Raw genomic sequence first — 24,351 nt, 5'->3', positions numbered from 1 at the left:
GAGAGCAGGTTACCCCGATCGTCGGGTACCCGCGTCGATGCCGGCCCGGTCGGATTCCCCGGCCTGGTCACCGGGCGGAACGTCGGCGTGTCCCGCCCGGTCGACGCCGGCGGCTCGCGGGCGCGGCGCGACGGTCGCCGGCCGTCCCCCGGTCGCGGAGGGTCGCCCGGCCGCCGTGTCGGGACTCCCGGTGGGGGCGCGCTTCCGGCTCGGGGCGAGCAGCCGCATCATCGGGGTCTCCACCCACCGGTACAGCAGCCAGGCCAGCAGCAGGTTCAGCAGCAGGAAACCGACCGCCACCAGGGGGCCCGTCCAGCCGGTGAAGCCCACGCCGTGGTCGCCGGTGAGCCGGAGAATGGTGACCATCACGAAGACGTGCACCAGGTAGAAGGCGAAGGAGACCTCGCCGAGCCAGACCAGCGGCCGGGAGCGCCACGGCGAGGGCAGGCCCCGCACGTCGGCCCGGGCCGCCGAGGTGATCACCAGGATGTACGCGGCGGACAGCAGCGCCGCCCAGAACTCGGCGCGGATCCACTCGCCGGCCACCGCCCAGGTGACCACGAAGATCAGGCTGGCCAGGGGCAGGCCGGGGCCGCGCCAGTGGCCGCGTCGCATCAGCTCTGCCGCGGCGACGCCCATCCAGAACTCGGTGGAACGCACCAGCGGGAAGATCTGGGTGAACCACCACCGGCTCTCCTCCGGCACCAGGAGCTGCCCCGGCCAGAGCGCAAGGATCACCAGTGGCACCGCCACGACGACGGCCCAGAGCGCCGCCGACGGCGTCCGGCGCAACGCCGGCAGCACGAACGGCAGGCAGAAGTAGAAGAACAGCTCGCAGGAGAGCGACCAGCTCACCGTGTTGACGCTGTAGAAGTAGCCGGGCGTGGGGTTCCAGGCCTGCACGAGCAGGAGGTTCTGCACCGCCGCCGAGGGGTTCACCGGGTCGGCGAACCAGAGCCCGACCAGCAGCACCACCCCCCACATCAGCAGGTGGTTCGGGTAGATCTTGGCCAGCCGGCGGCGCCAGAACGCCCACTTCGTGTCCTGCTCACGGGCCGACCAGACCAGCACGAACCCACTGAGCACGAAGAAGAACTGCACCCCGGAGAGACCCAGGGTGAACAACTGGTCCACCACGGCCTTGAACTCCGGCTCGACGATGATCCGCATCGTCCCGACGTGGAAGCCGAAGACCAGCATCGCCGCGATCCACCGCAGTCCGGTCAGGGACGGCAGGCGGGACAGGGACCGGTCGGCCCCGGGCGTCGGGGTGAGGCTGGTCATGACACCGCCCGCGGATACGGCTCGCGGATCGGCATGCGGGTTCTCCCGTCGGTCGGCCGGCGTACGCCGGGATTGGTCACATAGGGCGGAACCGGTCGTTGCCGCCCCGCCGGGCACCCTACCCCGACCACCCGCCTCTCGTACGTGTGTACGACAGGTGGGTAGGATCAGCCGCGTGGCCGACATCGTGTACCAGCCCTCGATGCTGGACCTCACGGACCAGGGCCCCGCCCTGGAGCCGCTCGCCGGACGGGTGCGTCGGCACGAGTTGGGCCGGGGCGCCTGGGTCGACCACCTGCCCGGCTGGGTACGGGGCTCCGACCCGGTCCTCGCCACGCTCCTGCAGGACGTGCCCTGGCGGGCCGAGCGCCGCCGGATGTACGACGCCGAGGTCGACGTACCCCGGCTGCTCTGCTGGTACGCCGCCGGCCGACCCCTGCCCCATCCCGTGCTGACCGAGGCCCTTGCGACGCTCAACCGGCACTACGCCGCCGAGCTCGGTGAGGAGTTCGTCACCGCCGGCATGTGCCTCTACCGCTCCGGCCGGGACAGCGTCGCCTGGCACGGCGACACCATCGGTCGGGGCGCGCACGCGGACACCATGGTGGCGATCGTCTCGTTCGGCACACCCCGCCCGCTGCTGCTGCGCCCGCGCGGCGGCGGAACCGGCCCGCGCTTCCCGCTCGGCCACGGCGACCTGGTCGTCATGGGCGGCTCCTGCCAGCGCACCTGGGAGCACGCCGTCCCGAAGACCAGCCGCCCGGTCGGCCCCCGGGTGAGCGTGCAGTTCCGTCCCACCGGCGTCGCCTGAGCCGCGTCCACGCGGGCGGACCCGTCGCGGAGACCACGGCTGGCAGGCGTCCGGCCCCCGCCGGCGAACCCGTCCGCGCCGCCCGGTTCCGGTCCGGCGGACCGGCCGCCACCGGCACTCTGTTAGAAACGTCCAGGGTCGCCACCGCCCCACCAGGTCCCACCGACGTGAAGGGCACGCCATGACCCCACCCCCCACCACCGCGACGCCGCGCCGGACACCCTGGCGGTTGCACGGCGACGGCCGCGCGGTACGCCCCGGCGACGTGGTCGCCCCGGACGAACGCCTCTCCTGGCCGCGCACCGTCGGGGTCGGCGTGCAGCACGTGGTGGCCATGTTCGGCGCGACCTTCACGGTGCCACTGATCACCGGCTTCCCGCCGGCCACCACGCTGTTCTTCTCCGGGCTGGGCACGCTGCTGTTCCTGGTGGTCACCGGTAACCGGCTGCCGTCGTACCTCGGCTCGTCGTTCGCCTTCATCGCGCCGGTGATGGCGGCGAAGGCCGGCGGTGACATCGGTCCGGCGCTCGGCGGCATCGTGGTCGCGGGCGCGGCGCTGGCCCTGGTCGGCCTGGTCGTCCAGGTGGCCGGGACACGGTGGATCGACGCGCTGATGCCGCCGGCGGTGACCGGCGCGATCGTCGCGCTGATCGGGCTCAACCTCGCCCCGGTGGCCTGGGACGGCAACGGCAGCGGCACCGGCGTCAAGGCGCAGCCGCTGGTCGCGGCGGTCACCCTGGCCGCCATCCTGCTCACCACGGTGGCCTTCCGGGGCTTCGCGGGCCGGCTGTCGATCCTGCTCGGCGTGGTGATCGGCTGGCTGTTCGCGGCCGCGACGAACGGGCTCGACCTGGCCACCCTCACCCGGCTGCGCGAGGCGGCCTGGGTGGGACTGCCCGAGTTCCACGCGCCCAGCTTCAGCGTCCAGGCGGCGGTCCTGGTCATCCCGGTGGTCCTGGTGCTGATCGCGGAGAACGCCGGCCACGTGAAGGCGGTGGCCGCGATGACCGGCCGCAACCTGGACCGGGACATGGGCCGGGCGTTCCTGGGCGACGGGATCGCCACCGCGCTCGCCGGCTCGGCCGGCGGCTCCGGCACCACCACGTACGCGGAGAACATCGGCGTGATGGCGGCGACCCGGGTCTACTCCACCGCCGCGTACTGGGTGGCCGGGGCGGCGGCGGTGCTGCTCGGGCTCAGCCCGAAGTTCGGAGCGTTGATCCTGACCGTGCCCGCGGGGGTGCTCGGCGGCGCGACCACCGTCCTGTACGGGCTGATCGCCGTCCTCGGCGCACGGATCTGGATCGAGAACCGGGTCGACTTCCACAACCCGGTGAACCTCTTCACCGCCGCGGTCGCCCTGATCATCGGAGCCGCCGACTACACCCTCACCGTCGGCGACCTCTCCTTCAACGGCATCGCCCTGGGCACCGCCGCCGCCCTGGTCACCTACCACGTCATGCGCGCCGTCGCGCGCCTGCGCTCCCCCCGCGTCCCGACCTGACACCGTCCGGTTCCTCCGGGGTCCGGCCGGCGTACGGTCGGCCCCCGGAGGAACGGTCACTCGCGGGTCTGGTGGTGGCCCAGCAGGGTGGGACCGAGCATCACCGCGAAGCCGGACCCGTCCCGGCGGGGATCCTCCGCCGGCAGCTCGACCGGCTCGCCGGTGGCGGTGGAACCCACCGGCCGGGAGCCGACCCAGGCCACCACCAGGTCCGTCTCCCCCTTGAGAAGACGCTGGGCCCGCACCCCGCCGGTCGCCCGTCCCTTGGCCGGGTACGCCGCGAAGGGCGTCACCTTGACCGTGGCGCCGGTCGAGGTCACCACCATCGGCTCCCCGTGCACCGGGTCGTCGGTGCGCACCGCGCCGAAGAAGACCACCCGTGCCCCGTCCGGCACGTTGATGCCGGCCATGCCGCCGCCCCGGATGCCCTGCGGCCGGACCAGACCGGCGGCGAAGCGCAGCAGCGACGCCTCCGAGGTGACGAAGGTCAGCGTCTCCGCCCCGTCGGTCAGCCAGGTCCCGCCGATCACCTCGTCCCCCTCCCGCAGGGAGATCACCTCGAACTCGTCCGAGCGGACCGGCCACTCCGGCGCGCAGACCTTGACCACGCCCTGCCGGGTGCCCAGGGCCAGGCCGGGCGACCCCTCGGCGGTCGGGCCGAGCGGGGCCAGCGTGACCACGGACTCCCCCGGCTCCAGCGGCACCAGCTCGGTGACGGACATCCCGCCGCTGAGCGACACCGTGCCGGACTGCTGTGGCAGGACGGGCAGCGGCAGCACGTCGACCTTGAACGCCCGCCCGGCGCTGGTCACCACCAGCACCCGCCCCCGGGCGGTGGAGTGCACCAGCGCGCGTACCGCGTCGTGCTTGACCCGGCCGCGCCGGCCGCGCCCCTCGGCGGCCTCCTCCGACTCGGCCGCGGTCCGGGCGATCAGCCCGGTGGCGGAGAGAATCACCTGGCACGGGTCGTCGGCGACCTCCAGCGGCCCGGCCGGCACGGACGCCGCCAGCACCTCCTTCAGGTCACCGTCGACCAGGGTGGTCCGGCGGGGAGCGCCGGACTGCTTCGCCACCGCGCCCAGCTCGTCGGAGACCAGCTTCTTCAGCACCTTCTCGTCGTCGAGGATCCGGGACAGCTCGGCGATCTCACCGCGCAGCTTCTCCTGCTCGGCTTCCAACTCCAGCCGGTCGTACTTCGTCAACCGGCGCAGCGGAGTGTCCAGGATGTAGGTGGCCTGGATCTCGGAGAGGCCGAACCGGCTCATCAGGCCGTCCTTGGCGGCCTGGGCGTCCTCGCTCTCCCGGATCAGCCGGACCACCCGGTCGATGTCGAGCAGGGCGATCAGCAGGCCGTCGACCAGGTGCAGCCGTTCCTCGCGCTTACGCCGCCGGTACGTGGTGCGCCGGGTGACCACGTCGTACCGGTGGGCGAGGAAGACCTCCAGCAGGGCCTTGAGCCCCAGGGTCCGCGGTTGCCCGTCGACCAGGACGAGGTTGTTGACGCCGAAGGACTGCTCCAGCGGGGTGAGCCGGTAGAGGTCGGCCAGGAGCGCCTGCGGGTTGACCCCGACCTTGCACTCGACGACCAGCCGGGTGCCGTTCTCCCGGTCGGTGAGGTCCTTGACGTCGGCGATGCCGGTCAGCCGCTTGGTCTTGGTCACCTCGTTGGTGATCGCGGCGATGACCTTCTCCGCGCCGACGCCGTACGGCAACTCGACCACGGTGATCGCCTGCCGGCCCCGGCTGCCCTCCACCGGGCCGATCTCCACCCGGCCGCGCATCCGCACCACGCCCCGGCCGGTCTCGTACGCCCGGCGGACCTCGTCCAGGCCGAGCAGCAGGCCGCCGGTGGGCAGGTCCGGACCGGGGACGAACTCCATCAGCTTGTCGAGGGTGGCGTCCGGATGCCGGATCAACCAGCGGGCCGCCGCGACCACCTCGCCGAGGTTGTGCGGGATCATGTTGGTGGCCATCCCGACGGCGATCCCGGACGCGCCGTTGACCAGCAGGTTCGGGAAGGCGGCCGGCAGCACGGTGGGCTGGGTCAGCGAGCCGTCGTAGTTCGGCTCGACGTCGACGGTCTCCTCGCCCAACTCGCCGACGAGCAGCATCGCCTCCCGGGACATCCGGGCCTCGGTGTAACGCGCGGCGGCCGGACCGTCGTCCGGGGAGCCGAAGTTGCCGTGCCCGTCGATGAGCGGGACGTTGAGCGAGAAGTCCTGGGCGAGCCGGACCATCGCGTCGTAGATCGCGGTGTCGCCGTGCGGGTGGTAACGCCCCATCACGTCGCCGACCACGCGGGCGGACTTGACGTGCGCCCGGTCCGGGCGGAACCCGGACTCGTGCATGGAGTAGAGGATGCGGCGGTGCACCGGCTTCAGGCCGTCCCGGGCGTCCGGCAGGGCCCGGGAGTGGATGACCGAGAACGCGTACTCCAGGTAGGAGTCGGAGACCTCGGTGACCAGCGGGTTGTCGAAGACCCGTGCACCGGCCCGGTCGAACGCGGACAGGTCGACCTTGTCGCGGGTTTCCTTACGGCGTGCCATGGTTGCGCTCTCTCCCGTGACAGGGGTGGTCAGGCGTCGATCGCGTCGCGGTCGACACGGTCGGCGGACTCGATCAGCCAGTTGCGGCGCGGTTCGACCTTCTCGCCCATGAGCAGCTCCAGGATCCGCTCGGCGGCGTCGACGTCCTCCAGGGTGATCCGCCGGACCGACCGGGTGGCCGGGTTCATGGTGGTCTCCCACAGCTCGTCGGCGTCCATCTCGCCGAGGCCCTTGAACCGGGGGATCGGGGTGACGATCTGCTTGCCGGCCTTCTCCAGCTTGCGGACCGTCGCCTCCATCTCGGCCTGGGTGTAGGTGTAGGTGGTCTGCGGGTTGCGCCCCCTCGTGGTGATCTTGTGGAGGGGCGGCATCGCGGCGTAGAGCCGACCGGCCTCGATCAGCGGACGCATGTAGCGGGCGAAGAGGGTGATCAGCAGGGTCCGGATGTGCGCGCCGTCCACGTCGGCGTCCGCCATGATCAGGACGCGGCCGTACCGCATGGTGGAGAGGTCGAACGTCCGCCCCGAGCCGGCGCCCAGCACCTGCACGATCGCCGCGCACTCGGCGTTGTCCAGCACCTGCTGGAGGTTCGCCTTCTGCACGTTGAGGATCTTGCCCCGGATGGGCAGGAGCGCCTGGTACTCGGCGGACCGGGCGAGTCTCCCGGTCCCGAGGGCGCTGTCCCCCTCCACGATGAACAACTCACTTCTTTCGATTCCTGCGGAGCGGCAGTCGACCAGCTTCGCCGGCATCGCCGCCCCTTCCAGGGCGGTCTTGCGGCGGGCGGCGTCCTTCTGCTGCTTCTGGGTCAGGCGCACCCGGGCCGCGTCGACGATCTTCTGGAGGACGGTCCGCGCCTCGGCCTTGGATCGGCGGTCCTCCAGCCACGCCTTGAGGTGCTGCTCCACCAGGGACTGGATGACCTTGGTGATGCCGGCGGTGGAGAGTTCGTCCTTGGTCTGCGAGGTGAACTGCGGTTCGGGGATCCGCACGTGCACCACGGCGGTCATGCCCTCCAGGACGTCGTCCAGGGTGGGCGGGTCCTCCTTGGCCCGCAGCAGGCCCCGGGTGTTGCGGACGGCCTCGGCGAGGGTGCGCGTCAGCGCCCGTTCGAAGCCCTTGCGGTGGGTGCCGCCGTGCGCGTTGCGGATGGTGTTGGTGAAGCACTCGACGGTGCGCTCGTAGCCGGTGCCCCAGCGGAAGGCCACCTCGACCTCGGCGCGACGCTGCACGTTGGACTGCATGACGCCGTTGGCGTCGGCGGCGTTCTCCCGGTAGGTGCCCTCGCCGGTGACCAGCAGCGTGCCGGAGACCGCCCGGTCGCCGGCCGGGGCGAGGAACTCCACCATGTCGGTGAGCCCGTTGGGGTAGTGGAACTCCTCCCGGGTCGGCTCCTCGCCGGTCTCGTCACGCAGCAGGTAGTTGACGCCGGGCACCAGGAAGGCGGTGTTGCGCAGTTTCATCCGGACCGCGTCGACGTCCAGCCGGGCGCCGGTCTCGAAGTAGCGCGCGTCGTGCCAGTACCGGATCGAGGTGCCGGTGCGCTGGCCGCGCCTGGTCGCGCCCACCACCTGGAGGCCGGGGCCGGGGGTGAAGGGGTCGTCCGGGCCGGGGCCGTCGAACACACCGGGCACCCCGTGCCGGAACGACATGGCGTGGACCTTGCCGCCCCGGCGGACGGTCACGTCGAAGCGGCGGGAGAGCGCGTTGACCGCCGAGGCGCCGACGCCGTGCAGGCCGCCGGAGGTCTTGTACCCCGAGCCGCCGAACTTGCCGCCGGCGTGCAGCCGGGTCAGCACCAGTTCGACGCCGGAGATGCCGGACTTGGCGTGCACGTCGGTGGGGATGCCCCGGCCGTCGTCGTCGACCTGCACCGAACCGTCGGCGTGCAGCACGACCTCGATCCGGGTGGCGTGGCCGGCGACCCCCTCGTCGGTGGAGTTGTCGAGGATCTCGTTGACGAGGTGACCCACGCCACGGCTGTCGGTCGAGCCGATGTACATGCCGGGGCGTTTGCGGACGGCGTCCAGCCCCTCCAGGTGGGTGAGGTCGTCGGCCCCGTAGAGAGGCTCAAGCTCAGCGGTCAACTTGGTCGTACTCCCAGGTCTCGACGGTGCGGGGCCACCTCCGGCGGAGATCGCCGGTGGACGGCACGCCGCAGCGAGCCTAGCCGGATGCGCCGACATGCCGACGACGCCCCGCGCCGGAGCCGTCCGCACGGACCGATCGTGAGCAGGGCCACGGGCCTGCGGGGCGGGGCCGGGGCGGGGCCGCCCATCCCCACAGAGCACGAAGTCCATCGATCGAAAGGGCGGCGAACCGTTGACGCCCGCGAGACGGGCGTGGTGTGATCGCGATCTCAAAGACTTTCTCACATTTCCATCGATGGATGGAGGTCCGATGTCCGTGTTCCGTCGTACCGCGCTCGCGGCGGCGCTGGTCGTGGCCGCAGCCGGGCTCACCGCCACGGTCGGCTCCCCCGCCCCGGCGACCGCCGCGCTCCCCACCGCCGCAGTGGCGCTCGGCGACAGCTTCATCAGCGGCGAAGGGGCCGGAGCGTACGCCCCGGTGGTGGACGTCAACGGGGTGTCCCAGGGCTTCCCGGGCTGGTCCGCGCCGAACAACAACGCCTACTTCTGCCACCGCTCGGCGAACGCGTCCCTGCACCGGGCCAGCCTCCCGGGCATCCAGGACCGGTTCAACCTGGCCTGCTCCGGCGGGCAGCCGTACGACATCGGCGCCGCCTCGGCCGCCCGCGCCAAGGGCCGGCAGGTGACGGCCCAGCTCGACCAGCTCCGCGCGGTCGCCCGCACCCACGACATCGACCTCGTCCTGATCGGGCTCGGCTCCAACAACAGCTCGTTCACCTTCGGCTCGGTGGCGGAGAAGTGCGCCAACCGGTTCATCGCCGACGCCTGGACCGGCTGGTGGGAGTTCTGGGCGTACCTCGGCGGTCCGGTCCCGCAGGAGCCGTGCGGCGACACCGACCTGGCCACCCCGGCGCAGCTGACCGCCGCCACCGGGGAGACCACCTCGGCGGTCCGCCAGATCCTCGCCACCCTCGCCCAGGTCGACGCCGACGGCCAGCACCGGGTGGTGTTCCAGGACTACACCAACCCGCTGCCGTTCGACCTGTACCCGACCTTCCACGAGCAGGACGGCCGGGCCGACGACCGGGACAAGTTCCGGGACCTCGGCGCCGAGCGGTACGCGGCCGGCTGCCCGATCCACCGGGCCAGCCTGGCCCCGGGACACCGCTTCTCGGCCAGCCTCGGCACCATGGTCCGGTCGACCCGGGACACCCTCGCCGCCGAGTTCCCCGGCGCGGACCTGGTCTACCTGAACGTGCAGCGGGCCTTCGACGGCGCCCGGCTCTGCGAGTCGCCGAGCAGCCCCGCCGGCACCCTGGCCACCCCGATCCGGCTCATGGACGGGCCGTCCGGGGTCTTCGTGACCAGCCTCGCCGGCAAGGACAAGCTGGATATCCAGGACATCGCGAACACCTGTGTCAGCTACTTCCAGACCTGCCAGGAGTCCTGGCACCCGAACGCCGCCGGGCACCAGGTGCTCGGGCAGTGCCTGACCGGGGCCGCCACCGCCGCCGCCCGCAGCGTGGCCTGCGTACGGTCGCCGGACGGCAGCGTCACCGTCTCCTGAGGCGCAGCGCCACCACCCCCGGGGACGTCGCCGTCCCCGCCGGACCACCGGGACCCCGCCCACCTCGGGCGGGGTCCCGTTCCGTGCCGGTACACCCGGTCAGGCCGACCGGCCGCCGAGGGTGAGCAGCACCGGGCCGGCCGAGCCGGACACCAGGTCACCGAGACGGACCTGGTCGAGCACGTCGAGGAACGCGTCCTGCGCGCGGCGCAGCTCGCCGCGCAGACGACACGCGGGCAGCAGCGGACAGGCCGGGCGGTCGCAGTCCACCACCTCGTCGTCACCCTCGAACGCCCGGACCATCGCGCCGACGGTCAGCGCGGTCGCCTCCTCGGCGAAGACCACCCCGCCGGCGCGTCCCCGGATGGTCACCAGCACACCGAGCCGCTGAAGGCGCTGGACGACCTTCGCCACGTGGTTGCGGGGCAGGGCGAGCTGGACGGCCAGCTCGTCCACGGTCGTCCGGCCCGGTGCCGCGGCGGTCAGCATGGCGATCCGCAGCGCCATGTCGGTGGACCGGTTGAGCTTCACGTCCCGACCCTAGCCAGCGGGCCGGGCCACCGGTCACGGCCGGAGGTCCCCCGGCGGCGTGATCCGGACGACCCTCGATCCGGGACCTTCGACCCTGAAGAAGTATTTGATCTACCTGTTTAGCTGAGCGCGCTCGACCGACCAGTGACCAGAAGGAGTGAGTCGTGCTCACGGAGACATCAGCAGCGATGGTCAAGGCGACCCTGCCGGCCGTACAGGCGCACGGAGAGGCGATCACCGGCCGGTTCTACCAGCGGATGTTCGAGGCCCACCCGGAGCTGCTCGACATCTTCAACCGGGGCAACCAGGCGACCGGACGGCAGCGGGCGGCGCTCGCCGCGGCCGTGGTCGCGTACGCCGAGCACCTGGTCGGGGTGAGCGACCTGCCGTGGGGACCGGGCCTGGACCGGATCGCGCACAAGCACGCCTCGCTCGGCATCGCCCCGGCGCAGTACACGATCGTCGGCCGGCACCTGATGGCCGCCGTCGGCGAGGTGCTCGGCGACGCGGTCACCGCCGAGGTCGCGGCGGCGTGGGACGAGACGTACTGGCTGCTCGCCTGCGAGCTGGTGGCCCGCGAGGCGCGGCTCCACCACGGCGCCGGGATCGGCGAGGGCGAGCCGGTGTGGCGCCCCTGGCGGGTCGACCGGCGGACCCCGGAGACCGCCGACGTGGTCTCCCTCACCCTCGTCCCGGCCGACGGCGGCCCGGTGCCCGACTTCGTCCCGGGGCGGTACGTGTCGGTCGCCGTCGACCTCGGCGAGGGGCGGGGCCGGCAGATCCGGCAGTACAGCCTCTCCGGCCGCCCCGGCGCGGACCACTGGCGGATCACCGTCAAGCGGGTACGCGGCACCGACGGCGCCCCGGACGGGGCGGTCTCCACCTTCCTGCACGACCGGGTGGCCGTCGGGGACACCCTGCGGCTCAGCCCGCCCTTCGGCGAGGTCGCCTCGGCCCCCGGGGAGGGTCCGCTGCTGCTGGTCAGCGCCGGGATCGGGGTGACCCCGGCGATGGCCGCGCTGGAGCACCTGGCCGTCACCGCGCCGCACCGGCCGGTGACCCTCGTGCACGCCGACCGGGCCGGCGGCACGCACGCCCTGCGCGACCAGCTCCCCCGGCTCCGTGCCGCCCTGCCCCACCTGCGCCTGCACCTGTGGTACGAGGAGGACGGCGACCTGCTCGACGGGCTGTCGGCGGAGGTCAGCGCCGGCCGGGTGGACCCGCGGCTGATCCCGCTCGCTCCCGACGCGCACGTCCACCTCTGTGGACCGTTGCCGTTCATGAACCTGGTCCGCAGCGGGCTGCTGCGCCGGGGCGTACCGGCCGGTCGGATCGCGTACGAGGTGTTCGGCCCGGGCATGCTCCGGGACGACGTCGGACCGGAAGTGCCGGACGTGACCCGATCGGTTGGTTAGGCCGCACGGCTCAGGGTACGGACCCTGCCATGCGGGTCGGGCGTCCGCTCCAGCCGGAACGTCACGGGCGCGTCCGGGTCGGCACCCGCCGACCGGGACGCGCTCCACCGGCCCGCGTCGAACGCGGAACGGCACACGGTTCGGCGCTCGACCGTTCCCGGGGCGACGGGACCGGCTGATGGAGGAGGAAGCATGCGCATCGCGATGATCTCGGAGCACGCCAGCCCGCTCGCCGTACCGGCCGAGCCGGACGTCGGTGGCCAGCACACGCACGTCGCGGAGCTGGCCGCCGCCCTCGTCGGCGCGGGCCACGACGTGCGTGTCTACACCCGCCGGGACTCCACCGCGATGCCCGACGCCGTGCCCACCGGGGACGGCTACCTGGTCTGTCACGTGCCCGCCGGCCCGCCCGAGCGGCTGCCCCGGGACGAGCTGCTGCCCTACCTCGGCGAGTTCGGGCGCTGGCTCGCCGGGGCGTGGCGGGACGGCGACTGGCTGCCCGACGTCGCGCACGCGCACTTCTGGATGAGCGGCCTGGCCACCCTGCACGCCGCCCGCCGGACCGGGGTGCCGGTCGTGCAGACGTACCACGGGCTCGGCACGGTGGCCCGGCGGCAGCTCGGCAACCAGGACACCAGCCCGCCGGGGCGGATCGGCTACGAACGCGCCATCGGCCGGGCCGTCGACCGGGTGGTCGTGCAGTGCCAGGACGAGGTCGCCGAACTGCTCCGGCTGGGGGTGCCCCGCTCCCGGATGACCCTGGTCCCCACCGGGGTCGACGAGGAGCTGTTCCGCCCCGAGGGACCGGTCGTGCCCCGGGATCCGGCCCGGCCCCGGATCCTCACCGTCGGCCCGCTGGTCGCCGCGCAGGGTCTGCCCGACCTGGTCCGGGCGCTGCCCGGCGTCCCGGACACGGAGTGCGTCGTGGTCGGTGGTCCCCCCGCCGACCTGCTGCCGAGCGACGGCACGGCGCGCCGACTGCTGGCTCTCGCCACGGCCTGCGGCGTGGCCGAGCGGATCCGCCTCGTCGGCGCGGTCCCCCGTACGGAGCTGGGCCGGTGGTACCGCTCCGCCGACATCCTCGTCGCCGCCCCCTGGTACGGACCGTCGGGCCTCACGCCCCTGGAGGGCATGGCCTGCGGGGTGCCCGTGGTCGGCACCACCGTCGGCGGGATCACCGACACCGTGGTCGACGGACTCACCGGGGACCTCGTCCCGCCCCGCGACCCCCGGGCCCTCGGCACGGCGGTCCGCCGGCTGCTGCGGGACAACGTCCGCCGCTTCTCGTACGCCACCGCGGCGCTGGACCGGATCCGCAGCCGGTACTCCTGGAAGCGGGCCGTGGAACAGCTCGGCGCGGTGTACGAGACGGTCGCCGGCATCGGTCGGGCCGCCCCGGCGGTCGCCTGACCCGCGCGGCGAACGGTCGCGCGGGAATAGCCGTCCGGGGGGTGGGTATGCCGCAGCGCCCACACGGCGGAAGGGGATCAGATGTCCGAACGGCACACCGTCCTGCGCTCGATGCACGACCTCGGCCTCGCGGCCTGGTTCGGCGGCTCGTTGATGGGCGCCACCGGGGTCAACGGCGCGGCGGCGCAGATCAGCGACAGGACCCAACGACTGCCGATGGCCTCGGCGGGCTGGGCCCGGTGGACCCCGGTGAACGCGGCGGCCATCGGGGCGCACCTGGCCGGCGCGGTCGGTGAACTGGTGACCGAGAGCCCCCGGGTGCTCACCCAGTCCGGGGTCGGCCGGATGAGCGCGGTCAAGACCGCGCTGACCGTCGCCGCCCTGGCCGTCACCGGGTACAGCCGGATGCTCGGTATGCGGTTGGAGAAGGCGGGTCAGCCGCCGGTCGCCGGGGTCACCGAACCCCAGCACGACACGCCCCGCGCGGTCGCCGCCTCACAACGGCAGATGAAGGTGCTCCAGTGGGCCGTCCCGGCCATCACCGGGGCGCTGATCGTGGTCACCAGCTACGCCGGCGAACAGCAGAAACCCGGTCAGGTGCTGCGGGGCATCCTCGGGCGTGCCGGCGGCATGATGAACGGGGCCCGGGGGATGGGCATGGGCATGCTCGGTGCGAACGGCAACGGCCGGATGCACCGGATGATGGCCCACCACTGACGGCGGGCCGCGCGACCCGCGACCGGTCCGGTCGCGGGTCGACGCGTACGGTTCACTCCTCGTCGGCGCGTTCCTGGTTGCCGGTCGCCTCGAAGTGCCAACCCTGGTCGGTGTCGCGGGTGCGCCGGTACTCGACGTACCAGACCCCGCCGTCCCCCCGGTGGTCGAACTCGATCCGCTCGGCGGGTCGCCCGTCGTCCTCCATCGGGGCCGGGCGCACCGTCCCGTCGAGCGGTCCGCCGTGCAGGTGGGCCTGGACGCTGCGGTTCATGTCGACTCCCGTCCTCGCGGCCGCCCGGCGTACGGCCGGCGACCGGTCGCTGCTGACCTCCGCTGCGGTTACCCGGACCGGGCGACGGGTAACGGTCCGGCGCACCCGAGGGGGCGGGACGGGCATGCGGAGGCTCCCGACGGGGACTCCAGGTCGGCAGACGCAGCCGACCAGCGAGGTGACCATGACGGAGCGGGACACCGGGGGACGCGGGCCCCAACGACCGGGACCGTGGGGCAGCACCGGCGAGTACGAGGGAGAGCTGCCCTGGGGGGTCGGCGAGGACTCGCCGATGGACGAGGGCAGCGAGGTGGCCGGCGTGCCACCCGGACGACGGGGCGATCGGCGCGCGGGCGAGCCCGCGCGGGTGTCCCCGCCGGCCGGCCGGCACGGGTTCGGCCCGGTCGAGCCGGGCCGCCACGTCGAGGCCGGGCCGGGAGCGCCCCCGGACCCGGCGCCGTCGGGCCGCACCTTCCCCGACGACCGGGCCGGCGGCGACCTGCCGGACAACGCGCTGGAGGAGGCGACCGGCATGCATCCGGAGACCCGGCCGCCGGGTGGGTGAGAGCCGGTTCGGTCTCCCCACCCCGAGCCGGTTCGGTCTCCCCACCCCGAGCCGACTCGTTTCCCCACCCGGACCACCGGGCAGGAGGTTGTCATGTCGGCACACCGTGGTCTCCGCCTGGACGACACCCTCCCCCTCGCGTTCGAGGGGTACGCCTGGCTGCCGAACCGGTGGCGACGGGCCCGCGCGGACGCCGTACCGATGCGGTTGCTCGGCCGGCCGGCGGTGGCGCTGCGCGGACCGGAGGCGGCCCGGTTCTTCTACGACGAGCGGCACGTCCGGCGGCACGGCGCGCTGCCCGAGCCGATCCGCAGCACCCTCTTCGGCCACGGGGCGGTGCACACGCTCGACGGGACGGCGCACCGGGTCCGCAAGGCCATGTTCCTGGCGCTGCTTACCGGCGGCGGCGTCGACGACCTGGTGACCCGGGCTGCGGCGGCCTGGGACGAGGCGGTGCCCGACTGGGCCGACCGCTCCCCCGTGGTGCTCTTCGACGAGACCGCGCGGGTGCTCACCCGGGCGGTCTGCGACTGGACCGGGGTGCCGGTCGCGCCGGCCGAGGTGCCCGCGCTGGCCGGGGACCTGGTCGCGCTGGTGGACGGCTTCGGCACCGCCGGGCCACGGCACTGGCGGGCGCGGCGGGCCCGGGCCCGGCGCGAGGCGTGGCTGGCCGACCTGGTCGACCGGGTACGCCGGGACGACCCGGCGGTGCCGGCCGGCTCGGCCGTGGCGGCGGTGGCCCGGCACCGGGACGCCGACGGCACCGAACTGGACCCACGCACGGCCGCCGTGGAGCTGCTCAACATCATTCGCCCGACGGTGGCGGTGAGCTGGTTCGTCGCGTTCGCCGCGCACGCGCTGCACCGGTGGCCCGGGCACCGCGACCGGCTGCGCGCCGACGACCCGGCGTTCACCGAGGCGTTCGCCCACGAGGTGCGCCGGTTCTACCCGTTCGCCCCGTTCGTCGGCGGACGGGCGGTACGGGACCTGGCGTGGGGCGGGGAGCACGTCCCGGCCGGGGCGATGGTGCTGCTGGACATCTACGGCCAACACCACGACGCCCGGTTCTGGCCTGATCCGTACCGGTTCACCCCGGAGCGTTTCCTCAACCGGGAGATCGACCCGTACGAGCTGCTGCCGCAGGGCGGCGGCGATCCGGCGGCGGGCCACCGCTGTCCGGGCGAGGCGATCACGGTCGCCCTGTTGCGGGCGCTCGCGGTGAAGCTGGCCCACCTCGACCACACCGTGCCCGACCAGGACCTGACCATCCCGCTGCGCCGGATCCCGACCCGGCCCCGCAGCGGCCTCCTCGTCGAGGTGCGCCGCCCCACCGGGTGAGGTGGTAGCAGGGGACCCCGGTTACCGCTTTCTGCCGAGCAGGGGTCCCCTGCAGGCAACCCAGCCTGCGTCAGCCCAGCCTGCAGTCGACCCCGCCGGCCGGCACGCCGAGCAGGTCGGCCAGCCGGGCGGCGTCCCGCTGGGCCTGGTCGCCACAACAGTTGTTCATCAGCACGTGCAGCTCGTCGGCCTGCCCGGCCAACTCGGTCAGCAGTTCCGCCCAGCGGGCGAGTTCGTCCTCGGCGTACGCGTAGCGGAACCGTTCCTGCTTGTCGCCGCTCTCCCACGCGGTGCTGTGCCCGTGGAACCGCACCATCGCCAATCCGGCGGTGACGGTCAGGATGGGCGGCACCGACGAGGCGAACCCCTGGGGCATGTCGACGCAGACGTAGGTGAGGTCGTGGTCGCGGAGCAGGGCGAGGGTGTCCAGCACCGTCGGCTCGGCGAACCAGGAGTGGTGGCGCAACTCGACGGCGACCCGGTGGGGACGGCACCGACCGGCGAGTTCGACGATCCGCCGTTTCGCCGCCCCGCCGTGCGCGAACCACGGCGGGAACTGCAACAGCACCGCGCCCAGCCGGTCGGTCCCGGCGAGCGGGGCCAACGCGGCGTGGAACCGCCCCCACAGTTCGTCGTACGCCTCGTCGGACAGGTCACGGCGCTGGACCCGGCGGCGCGTACCGGCCGGACGCAGGTCCCGGGGCAGCACGGAAACCGGTGTCGGGTGCCCGGTGAACAGGCTGAACGCCTTGACGTCGAAGGTGAACCCGTCCGGGGTGGCCGCCGCCCAGCCCTCGGCGGTCTCCGGCGTGGGCACCGCGTAGTAGGAGGTGTCCACCTCGACCAGACCGAACTGCCCGGCGTAGTGGCCGAGCCGGGCCGCGGGGGTCCGGGCCGTACGGGGGTACCAGCCGGAGCGCAGCAGCATCTGGTCGGCCCAGGACGACGTACCCACCCTGATCACACCCATGTGACCAGTTGACCCCCGGTGTCCGGATCCGGCAACCGGAGGCGGTTCGACCTGGAGGCGCGTGCCGGTGAAGTGTCGGGGGTGGTCCGTACCGTGCGTCCTGATCGGACGACGTGAAAGGACACCACACGTGACCGTTACCGACCTCCCGACGACCGGGGAGCGCGCCGACCTGCTCCAGTCGCTGGCCCTGCACCGCGGTTTCCTCCGGCACACGGTGCAGGGGCTCACCGACGAGCAGGCCGCCCGGCGTACCACGGTCAGCGAGCTGTGCCTCGGCGGCCTGATCAAGCACGTCACCGGGGTCGAGGAGCGGTGGCTGCGCTTCGTGGTCGAGGGGCCCGCCGCCATGCACGCCGACCCGGACTCCTGGACGGACCAGTTCCGCATGTCCGACGGCGAGACGCTGACCGGTCTCCTCGACCGGTATGCCGACGTGGCACAGCGTACCGACGAGCTGGTGGTCACGCTCGACCTCGACGTGACCCGTCCGCTGCCGTCGGCCCCCTGGTTTCCTCCGGGTGCCCGCTGGTCGGCGCGTCGGGTGCTGCTGCACGTCATCGCCGAGACGGCCCAGCACGCCGGGCACGCCGACATCATCCGGGAGGCGCTCGACGGACAACGGACCATGGGCTGACCGGACGCCCCACCGTCCCCGGGCACCGGGCCCGGGGGCGGGACGAGACGCGGGTCAGGCGCGGGGCGGGCCCTGGTAGTTCGGCGCGACGTAGACGGGCAGGCGCTCACCGCCAGCGCGGGCGTAGCGACGGGTGTACGTGACGTGGCCGCCGACCCGCGACGGCGGAGGCCCTTCCGCGGCGTCGCCGTTCCGCTCCGTCGGGAGCGGAACAGTGAAGCTGAGCGGGAGCGACCGCAGGGCGGCGGAAGCCCGCGCGGGCGTCACCTCGTGACGTTCGTTGTGCCAGGGACCACCGAGGAAGAGCACCTTCATGCGTTCATGTTCTCCTGTCGCTGACTGTGACACCTCATCCATCGGTCTGTCGACGGGTACCGTCCCGGTTGGACCTTGAGGTGTCGATCCGTCCGTTCTGCCGGTGACCCGAGGGATGATCCCGGACTGGTCCCGGGGACCGGCAGGGTGGTCCTCCGGTCGGTCATCCCGGTGGGCCCGGCGCGCCCGTGTGACGTCCGAGCATGCCTCGGCGCTGATGGACACGAGATGAGCTCACATCACCAGCACCGGATCGACCGGGAAACCGTCGAGCGCCTGCTCGACGGGGTCGCCGCCGTCGAGCGCCGGCAGGTCCCCGACGACCTCGTCCGGCTGCTCGACGCGGCCCGCGCCGCCCCACGGTCCGAGGAACTGCGCGGCGAGCACCTGGCGGTCCAGGCGTTCCACGCCGCGCGGTCGGCACCGGCCCGACGACCGTCGCGTCGTCCGGTCCGCCGGGGCGCCCTGGCCCGACTGCTGCCGGCGAAGACCATCGCCGCACTGGCCGTGGCCGCGACCGGCGGCATGGCCCTCGCCACGGTGCAGGGGGCGGTGCCCAATCCGCTGCGTCCGGAGCCACCGGCGACGACCACACCGGTGGACGGGCCGTCCGGCGGCGTCCCGGAGCGGGTTCGGACGGCGCCCACCCACGGTCCGCCCACCCACGGGCCGCCCGGCGGTGGGCCACGGTCACCGGAGCTGGTTCCGGCGTGCCGGTCCTGGCGGGACGCGCGCGCCGTCGACCCGGACCGGGCGCTGCGGGACCCGGCCTTCGCCTCGCTGCTCCGGGCAGCCGGCGGACGGGACAGGGTCGACGCGTGGTGCGACACGGTACTGGGCGGCGGGCGGACGCCGGGGCCCTCGACCGGCGCTCCGGGCGACGCCCCGACCACCGGTCCCGGTGGTCCTCCGCCCGCGCCGCCGACCGGACGGCCGGCGGTCCCGTCGGTGCACCCGGCGAGGCCGACCGGCCCGCCGACGGTGCCGACCCCACCGGTGGACGACGTCCCGGGCCGGCCCGGCCCCACCGACGGCCCGTCGGAGCCCGTCGTCGGCCTGCCCGAGCCGGGCGACGGTCCACCCGAACCGGGAATCAGCCTGCCCGAACCGGACGACGGCCTGCCCGAACCGGGAATCAGCCTGCCCGAGCCGGGTGACGGCCCACCCGGGACCGGGGTCGGCCTGCCGGAGCCCACCGGGCCGGGCCGGGACGCCGCTGGCCGGTGACGGGTCCGGTAGGGGCTGTTAACGTGCGCGGTTGACCCGAAGGCCGGGGTGTCCACGGAAGGAACCTGTCGATGACTCTGCGGCGTGGATCGGCGGCGATGGTCCTCCGACTGCTGGTCGTCCTCAGCGTGCTGGCCGGGATCGTGCTCACCGCCGCCGGCCCGGCCACGGTGACCGGGCTGCTGCCGTACTTCACCATCCAGAGCAACATCGCGGTCGGACTGCTCGCCGGGTACGCCGTCGTGCGGGCCCGGCAGGGGCGGCCCGACCCGCCGTCGGCCCTCCGGGGCGCGGTCACCCTCTACATCACCATCACCGGGGTGGTCTACCACCTGGTGCTGGCCAACCCGGCAAGTCCGTTCGCGATGGCGCAGCCGGACCGTTCCCTGGCCGACGCGGTCGGCAACCAGTTCCTGCACACCGTGGTTCCGCTGCTCGCGGTGGCCGACTGGGCGCTGCTGGACCGCCGGGGTCGGCTGCGCCCCCGGTACGCGGTCTGGTGGCTCGCCTTTCCGCTGGCCTACCTGGCGTTCGCCCTGGCCAGAGGGGAGCTGGTGGGCTCCTACCCGTACCCGTTCGTGGACGCCGGTCAGCTCGGCTACGCCGGGGTGACGGTGAGCGCGGTGGGCTTCGCGATGGCGTTCTGGCTGCTCGGCCTGCTCTTCGTCGGGGTGGACCGGCTCCTTGCCCGTCTCGCGCGGCCAGCGGCGTCGGCCGTCCCGGCGCCACGGCCGGCGCCAGCGGCCCCGACCGGCACGGCGGGAGCGGCCGGAAGAACGGGAACAGGCGGAAGGACGGGAACACCCGGTAGCTGAGCGATCAGCGCAGGGGACGCCGGCGGTTCCGCCCCGCCGCCCGGTCCCGCCCGTACGCGTCGGCGTGTCCCCAGCGACCCGGGATGTCGAAAAGCGCGACCTGCCCGAGCCCCTCGGGCAGCACCGGATCCACCAGGAGGTTGCCGCCGCACGGGGCCAGCCCGAGCATGGTGCTCAGCAGCATCAGCAGGGCTCCCGCCGACCACGACTGGGGGGAGCCGCCGGCCGGCAGGGGCACGGGGTAACGGGTCATCTGCCGGTCGTACCCGGCGATCAGCTCGGGGAGCCGGCCGGCGAAGTGCCCCGACATGTCGAGGACGCCCCGGGCGACCCGGGCCGCCTCGCGGTGGAAGCCGTAGCGGCGCAGACCCGCCACGGCGAACGCGGTGTCGAACGGCCAGACCGCGCCGAGGTGGGACCCGACCGGGTTGTAGCGCCGTTGCCCGGAGCCCAGGGTACGGACACCCCAGCCGCTGAAGAGTTCCGGGCCGAGCAGGTGCCCGGCCGCCTCGCCCGCCCGACCGGCATCGACGATGCCGCTCCAGAGCAGGTGTCCCAGGTTGGAGGCGACCGCGTCGACCGGTTCCCCGTCCGGGCCGAGGGCGAGGGCGTACGCCCCACGATGTGGCATCCAGAAGTCCCGGTCGAACCGTTGCCGCAGCTGCGCCGCCTCGCGTTCGAGCCGGTCGGCGTGGTCCGGGTCGTCCCAGAAGTCCCGGGCCAACCGGGCGCCCCGCAGCTTCGCGTCGTAGGCGTACCCCTGGAGTTCGCAGGTGGCCCGGGGGAAGCCGGGTTCCCGGCCGTCCCGGCCCACGATCGCGTCGTCGGAATCCTTCCAGCACTGGTTGACCGAGCCGTAGGAGACGTTTCGGCGCTGGTAGCGGACGTAGCCGTCGCCGAGCGAGTCGCCGTACTCGTCGATCCAGTCGAGCGCCGCCCGGGCGGGGTGCCGCAGCTCGCGCACCAGGTCGGCGTCGCCGGACCAGCGCTCGTACTCGTCGAGGAGGATCACGAACAGCAGGGTGGTGTCGGCCGCGCCGTAGTACACCAGGGTCGGGTCCTCACCGAAGGCGCCGCGCTCGCCGTACCGGAACTCGGCAAGGATCTTGCCCGGTTCCTCCTCGTGCTGGTCGTCGAGCCGGCTGCCCTGGTAGAAGGCCAGGATGCGCAGCACGGCCGGGGCGAACTCGGGCACGTACGGCAGGGTCTGGAGTGCGGTGACCAGGGCGTCCCGGCCGTACAGGCTCATCGACCAGGGCATCCCCGCCACGGGCAGATGCTCGGGGAACGCCAGCGGGGTGTAGCGCAGTCCGGCCAGGTCGAGCAGGCTGCGCCGGTAGGCCGTGTCCAGCGGACCGCTCTCGGCGACCAACTCGGGCGCCCGGTCCAGGAAGGCACGCAGGTCCACCCGCATGTCCTCACGGACGTGCCGACGGTGCGCCTCCAGGTCGGTACGCAGGTCGCGGCCGACCCCGGTGCTCAGGAGCATGTCCACGTGCAGGTCGGTGGCCCATGCCCCGTGCGGCTCCACCTCGATCCGGAAGGTCATCCCGGTCTCGTCGATCTCGGCTGGGCGGGTGGTGGTCACGATGGTCTCCCGGGCGAAGCGCTGCCGCTCGTAGCGCAGGCGCAGTTCCCCGTGCTCGGGCCGGGCGGTGATCCGGATCGGCCGCCGCTTCGGCGCGGTGATCTCGGCGGTGTCGGCGAAGTCCGTCCCGATCTCCAGCCGGACGACGAAGGTGGCCGGGTCGGCGGAGTGGTTCAACACGGTGATCCGCTCGTTGAAGCTGTCGTCGATCGACCGGTGCCGCAGCACCGAGACATCCGCGTCGACATAGTGACTGGCGGCGCCGGGCACGAGGAGGAACCGGGTCTCGAAGTGCGTCATGTCGTCGCGGGACAGCGCGTTGAACCGCGCGCCGTCGATGGTGAGCACCCATCGGGCCAGGAACCGGGTGTCGAAGGAGAAGAGACCCGTCGGGGTGCGCGGGTCGCACTCCATGTCTCCCTCGGTGTCGCTGACCGCGAAGGAGTTGCCGGCCATGACGTGGACACGTTCCTCCCTCATCACCGGCCCTCCGTTCGGGCGACGTCCCGGGGGTGCCGGGCACCGGGCTGACCGGGGAAGATTCGGCGCAGCACCATCAGCAACGGCAGTCGTCCCCGGGCCCGCACGTCGTTGCGCAGTAACGCGCCGACGATGTTGGCGCGGCCGGAGACTATCTGGTCGAAGACCTGCCGGTCGGCCCGTACCACCAGCTCCGCCTCCTCTGCCGAGCGGGTGACCCGGACGGTCTGCTTCTCGACGGTCAGGTACCAGTGGTCGGTCCAACCGCTCTCGCCGACGTCCAGGCGCACCGTCCCGGCCGTCGTCTCCGGCAGGTCGGTGTGCCGGCCGGAGACCCGGTGCGCCAGGTTCTCCGTCGCCGGCCCGGTCGTCTCGCCGGCCTTCCGCCACGCCTCCATGCCCGCACGGTCGCATCCGCGCAGGTGACAAGGCGTCACCCGGGGCGGGTGAGATCCCGGCCCAGCCGGGTAGACGGGGCCGGCGGGGCGGCTCGCCCGGACGGCGCGGCGTCGGGCCGACGGTCGGACGGGTGCCGGCCTCCGGGCCGGCTCCGCCGCGCGGCGGAGGAGACCGCACGGATCACGACGAAGGGCGACGACGATGCGCGCGCTGCGACTGTTGGCATGGAAGAGCGAGCCGGAACTCGTCGAGGTGGACGAACCGACCCCCGGGCCGGGGCAGGTGGTGGTCAGGGTCGGGGCGGCCGGCGCCTGCCACTCGGACCTGCACCTGATGCACGACTTCGAGGCGGGGGCGGTGCCGTGGAACCCGCCGTTCACCCTCGGGCACGAGAACGCGGGATGGGTGCACGCCCTCGGTTCCGGTGTCACCGGGCTGGAGGTGGGGCAGCCGGTGGCCGTCTACGGCCCGTGGGGCTGCGGCACCTGCGCGCGCTGCCAGTTGGGTATCGACACGTACTGCGAGAACCCGGCCGGCGCGCCGGTGCCCGGCGGGGGTGGCGGCCTGGGGCTGGACGGGGGCATGGCCGAGTACCTGCTCGTGCCGGCCGCCCGGCACGTCGTCCCGCTGCCCGAGGGGCTGGACCCGGTGCAGGCCGCGCCGCTGACGGACGCCGGTCTCACCCCGTACCACGCGGTCCGCCGGTCCTGGGGCAAGCTGCCGCCCGGCAGCACGGCCCTGGTGATCGGGGTGGGTGGTCTCGGCCACGTGGGGGTGCAGATCCTCAAGGCCACCACGGCGGCACGGGTGATCGCGGTGGACACCAAGGACGAGGCGCTCGCCCTGGCCCGTGAGTGCGGGGCCGACCTGGCCCTGCGCTCGGGCGAGCAGGCGGTGGCCGAGATCCGCGCGGCCACGCCCGGCGGCCGGGGAGCGGACGTGGTGCTCGACTTCGTCGGCGTCGACGCGACCCTCCGGACGGGCGCGGCCAGCGCCCGTACCGTCGGTGACCTGACCATCGTCGGCATCGGCGGCGGCACCCTGCCGGTGTCCTACTTCTCGGTGCCGTACGAGGTGAGCATCCAGACCACCTACTGGGGCAGCCGACCGGAGCTGGTCGAGGTGCTCGACCTCGGCGCCCGGGGGCTGGTCCGACCGAAGACCACCACGTTCGGGCTGGACGAGGCGGTCGACGTCTACCGCCGGCTCCAGGCGGGCGAGGTGGCGGGACGGGCGGTGATCGTGCCCTGAGCGCGGGCCCTAGGGTGGGCCGGTGGTCGCCGCGCTGGAGCTGTATCTCGACACCGACGCCACCCGACGGATCCGGGTGCTCTGGGAGGCGTTGGAGGCCGAGGGGGTGCAGAGCCTCCGGTACCTGCTCGACCAACGCCACCGCCCGCACGTGTCGCTGGCGGTGGCACCCCGACTGGACCCGGAGCAGGTCGCCGGGGCACTCGCCGGGCTGACGGTGGCCGCGCCGCTGCGGTTGTCGTTCCAGCACGCCGGGCAGTTCGTCGGGCGGGTGCTCTGGCTCGGCCCGACGCCGACACCGGAACTGCTCGCCCACCACGCCGAGGTGCACGCCCGGCTCACCCGGGCCGGCGTCGGTCTATCCGAGCACTACCAGCCGGGACGCTGGGTGCCGCACTGCACGCTCTCCATGCGGGTGCCCAACGCGCTGATGGCCGCCGCCGTCCGCCGTTGCCTGGAGGTGCTACCGATCGACGCCCAGGTGGTCGGCGCGGCGGTCACCGACCACGCCCGGGGCATCGCCCACCGGCTGCCCTGACCGTCGTGGCGGCACCGGGAAGCCAGCCGGCGGACCGGGTGTCCACCCCGGCGGGACGCACGCCCCGGCGGGACGCACGCCC

At 73.6% G+C, this 24,351-nt stretch carries 22 protein-coding genes; 13 read left to right on the top strand and 9 right to left on the bottom strand.

What is annotated here, in order from left to right; genetic code table 11:
- Positions 1 to 9: 9 nt before the first annotated feature.
- Positions 10 to 1,284: an acyltransferase family protein gene (locus QSK20_RS06425; RefSeq protein WP_285787612.1), complete on the bottom strand. Its 1,275-nt coding sequence runs from the start codon at positions 1,282 to 1,284 to the stop codon at positions 10 to 12.
- A 202-nt stretch (positions 1,285 to 1,486) separates the two neighbouring features.
- On the opposite strand from QSK20_RS06425, the gene QSK20_RS06420 reads away from it, so the two are divergent.
- Positions 1,487 to 2,095 carry an alpha-ketoglutarate-dependent dioxygenase AlkB gene (locus QSK20_RS06420; protein WP_502888865.1) on the top strand — a complete coding sequence of 203 codons (609 nt, stop codon included), beginning with the start codon at positions 1,487 to 1,489 and terminating at the stop codon, positions 2,093 to 2,095.
- Between the two features lie 181 nt (positions 2,096 to 2,276).
- Complete coding sequence (locus QSK20_RS06415; RefSeq protein ID WP_285787610.1) at positions 2,277 to 3,599, top strand: uracil-xanthine permease family protein; 1,323 nt, start codon at positions 2,277 to 2,279, stop codon at positions 3,597 to 3,599.
- A gap of 56 nt (positions 3,600 to 3,655) precedes the next feature.
- Here QSK20_RS06415 and QSK20_RS06410 read toward each other — a convergent pair whose 3' ends face one another.
- Both QSK20_RS06410 and QSK20_RS06405 read right to left on the bottom strand, forming a co-directional pair.
- The gene (locus tag QSK20_RS06410; protein WP_285787609.1) at positions 3,656 to 6,145 is read right to left on the bottom strand and encodes a DNA gyrase/topoisomerase IV subunit A; all 2,490 of its coding nucleotides are present in this window, start codon (positions 6,143 to 6,145) and stop codon (positions 3,656 to 3,658) included.
- Positions 6,146 to 6,174: 29 nt separating this feature from the next.
- Complete coding sequence (locus tag QSK20_RS06405) at positions 6,175 to 8,232, bottom strand: DNA gyrase/topoisomerase IV subunit B (RefSeq protein ID WP_502888851.1); 2,058 nt, start codon at positions 8,230 to 8,232, stop codon at positions 6,175 to 6,177.
- A gap of 313 nt (positions 8,233 to 8,545) precedes the next feature.
- Here QSK20_RS06405 and QSK20_RS06400 point away from each other — a divergent pair, with 313 nt between their 5' ends.
- The gene (locus tag QSK20_RS06400) at positions 8,546 to 9,802 is read left to right on the top strand and encodes an SGNH/GDSL hydrolase family protein (protein WP_285787608.1); all 1,257 of its coding nucleotides are present in this window, start codon (positions 8,546 to 8,548) and stop codon (positions 9,800 to 9,802) included.
- A 99-nt stretch (positions 9,803 to 9,901) separates the two neighbouring features.
- Here the strand turns inward: QSK20_RS06400 and QSK20_RS06395 are convergent, their stop codons facing one another.
- On the bottom strand, positions 9,902 to 10,333 hold the full coding sequence (locus QSK20_RS06395; RefSeq protein ID WP_285787607.1) for an RrF2 family transcriptional regulator: 432 nt from the start codon (positions 10,331 to 10,333) through the stop codon (positions 9,902 to 9,904).
- A 164-nt stretch (positions 10,334 to 10,497) separates the two neighbouring features.
- Between QSK20_RS06395 and QSK20_RS06390 the strand changes: the two genes are divergently transcribed.
- The 3 genes from QSK20_RS06390 to QSK20_RS06380 all read left to right on the top strand — a co-directional run bounded on the left by QSK20_RS06390 (position 10,498) and on the right by QSK20_RS06380 (position 13,875).
- Positions 10,498 to 11,748, top strand: coding sequence for a globin domain-containing protein (locus QSK20_RS06390; protein ID WP_285787606.1), 1,251 nt, complete (start codon positions 10,498 to 10,500; stop codon positions 11,746 to 11,748).
- Between the two features lie 192 nt (positions 11,749 to 11,940).
- Positions 11,941 to 13,158 (top strand): glycosyltransferase, encoded by a 1,218-nt coding sequence (locus QSK20_RS06385; RefSeq protein WP_285787605.1) that lies wholly within the window; start codon positions 11,941 to 11,943, stop codon positions 13,156 to 13,158.
- An 81-nt stretch (positions 13,159 to 13,239) separates the two neighbouring features.
- The gene (locus QSK20_RS06380) at positions 13,240 to 13,875 is read left to right on the top strand and encodes a hypothetical protein (protein WP_285787604.1); all 636 of its coding nucleotides are present in this window, start codon (positions 13,240 to 13,242) and stop codon (positions 13,873 to 13,875) included.
- A 52-nt stretch (positions 13,876 to 13,927) separates the two neighbouring features.
- On the opposite strand, the gene QSK20_RS06375 is transcribed toward QSK20_RS06380, so the two are convergent.
- Entirely contained in the window at positions 13,928 to 14,146 is a 219-nt protein-coding gene (locus tag QSK20_RS06375) for a DUF8847 domain-containing protein (protein ID WP_285787603.1), read from the bottom strand.
- Between the two features lie 184 nt (positions 14,147 to 14,330).
- Between QSK20_RS06375 and QSK20_RS06370 the strand changes: the two genes are divergently transcribed.
- Together QSK20_RS06370 and QSK20_RS06365 are read left to right on the top strand one after the other, a co-directional pair.
- Entirely contained in the window at positions 14,331 to 14,711 is a 381-nt protein-coding gene (locus tag QSK20_RS06370; protein ID WP_285787602.1) for a hypothetical protein, read from the top strand.
- A gap of 93 nt (positions 14,712 to 14,804) precedes the next feature.
- The gene (locus QSK20_RS06365) at positions 14,805 to 16,049 is read left to right on the top strand and encodes a cytochrome P450 (protein WP_285787601.1); all 1,245 of its coding nucleotides are present in this window, start codon (positions 14,805 to 14,807) and stop codon (positions 16,047 to 16,049) included.
- 70 nt (positions 16,050 to 16,119) lie between these two features.
- Here the strand turns inward: QSK20_RS06365 and QSK20_RS06360 are convergent, their stop codons facing one another.
- On the bottom strand, positions 16,120 to 17,019 hold the full coding sequence (locus QSK20_RS06360) for a DUF72 domain-containing protein (RefSeq protein ID WP_285787600.1): 900 nt from the start codon (positions 17,017 to 17,019) through the stop codon (positions 16,120 to 16,122).
- 130 nt (positions 17,020 to 17,149) lie between these two features.
- On the opposite strand from QSK20_RS06360, the gene QSK20_RS06355 reads away from it, so the two are divergent.
- Positions 17,150 to 17,656 (top strand): DinB family protein, encoded by a 507-nt coding sequence (locus tag QSK20_RS06355; RefSeq protein WP_285787599.1) that lies wholly within the window; start codon positions 17,150 to 17,152, stop codon positions 17,654 to 17,656.
- Between the two features lie 54 nt (positions 17,657 to 17,710).
- Here QSK20_RS06355 and QSK20_RS06350 read toward each other — a convergent pair whose 3' ends face one another.
- Positions 17,711 to 17,971 carry a hypothetical protein gene (locus QSK20_RS06350; RefSeq protein WP_285787598.1) on the bottom strand — a complete coding sequence of 87 codons (261 nt, stop codon included), beginning with the start codon at positions 17,969 to 17,971 and terminating at the stop codon, positions 17,711 to 17,713.
- A gap of 228 nt (positions 17,972 to 18,199) precedes the next feature.
- Here QSK20_RS06350 and QSK20_RS06345 point away from each other — a divergent pair, with 228 nt between their 5' ends.
- Both QSK20_RS06345 and QSK20_RS06340 read left to right on the top strand, forming a co-directional pair.
- Positions 18,200 to 19,198: a hypothetical protein gene (locus tag QSK20_RS06345; RefSeq protein WP_285787597.1), complete on the top strand. Its 999-nt coding sequence runs from the start codon at positions 18,200 to 18,202 to the stop codon at positions 19,196 to 19,198.
- Positions 19,199 to 19,269: 71 nt separating this feature from the next.
- On the top strand, positions 19,270 to 20,013 hold the full coding sequence (locus QSK20_RS06340) for a Pr6Pr family membrane protein (protein WP_285787596.1): 744 nt from the start codon (positions 19,270 to 19,272) through the stop codon (positions 20,011 to 20,013).
- Positions 20,014 to 20,017: 4 nt separating this feature from the next.
- On the opposite strand, the gene QSK20_RS06335 is transcribed toward QSK20_RS06340, so the two are convergent.
- Entirely contained in the window at positions 20,018 to 22,081 is a 2,064-nt protein-coding gene (locus tag QSK20_RS06335) for an amylo-alpha-1,6-glucosidase (protein ID WP_285787595.1), read from the bottom strand.
- Positions 22,081 to 22,479 carry an SCP2 sterol-binding domain-containing protein gene (locus QSK20_RS06330; protein ID WP_285787594.1) on the bottom strand — a complete coding sequence of 133 codons (399 nt, stop codon included), beginning with the start codon at positions 22,477 to 22,479 and terminating at the stop codon, positions 22,081 to 22,083. Before QSK20_RS06330 ends, QSK20_RS06335 begins: the two co-directional genes overlap by 1 nt.
- A gap of 202 nt (positions 22,480 to 22,681) precedes the next feature.
- Here QSK20_RS06330 and QSK20_RS06325 point away from each other — a divergent pair, with 202 nt between their 5' ends.
- Together QSK20_RS06325 and QSK20_RS06320 are read left to right on the top strand one after the other, a co-directional pair.
- On the top strand, positions 22,682 to 23,731 hold the full coding sequence (locus tag QSK20_RS06325; RefSeq protein WP_285787593.1) for an NAD(P)-dependent alcohol dehydrogenase: 1,050 nt from the start codon (positions 22,682 to 22,684) through the stop codon (positions 23,729 to 23,731).
- A 22-nt stretch (positions 23,732 to 23,753) separates the two neighbouring features.
- On the top strand, positions 23,754 to 24,269 hold the full coding sequence (locus tag QSK20_RS06320) for a 2'-5' RNA ligase family protein (RefSeq protein ID WP_285787592.1): 516 nt from the start codon (positions 23,754 to 23,756) through the stop codon (positions 24,267 to 24,269).
- Positions 24,270 to 24,351: the final 82 nt, after the last annotated feature.

The sequence above is a fragment of the Micromonospora sp. NBRC 101691 genome (assembly GCF_030269285.1).
In the GTDB taxonomy this organism is placed as follows: Bacteria; Actinomycetota; Actinomycetes; order Mycobacteriales; family Micromonosporaceae; genus Micromonospora; species Micromonospora echinospora.
The sequence above is the reverse complement of the archived record's forward strand: the minus strand, read 5'-3'. Positions and strand labels throughout refer to the sequence as shown.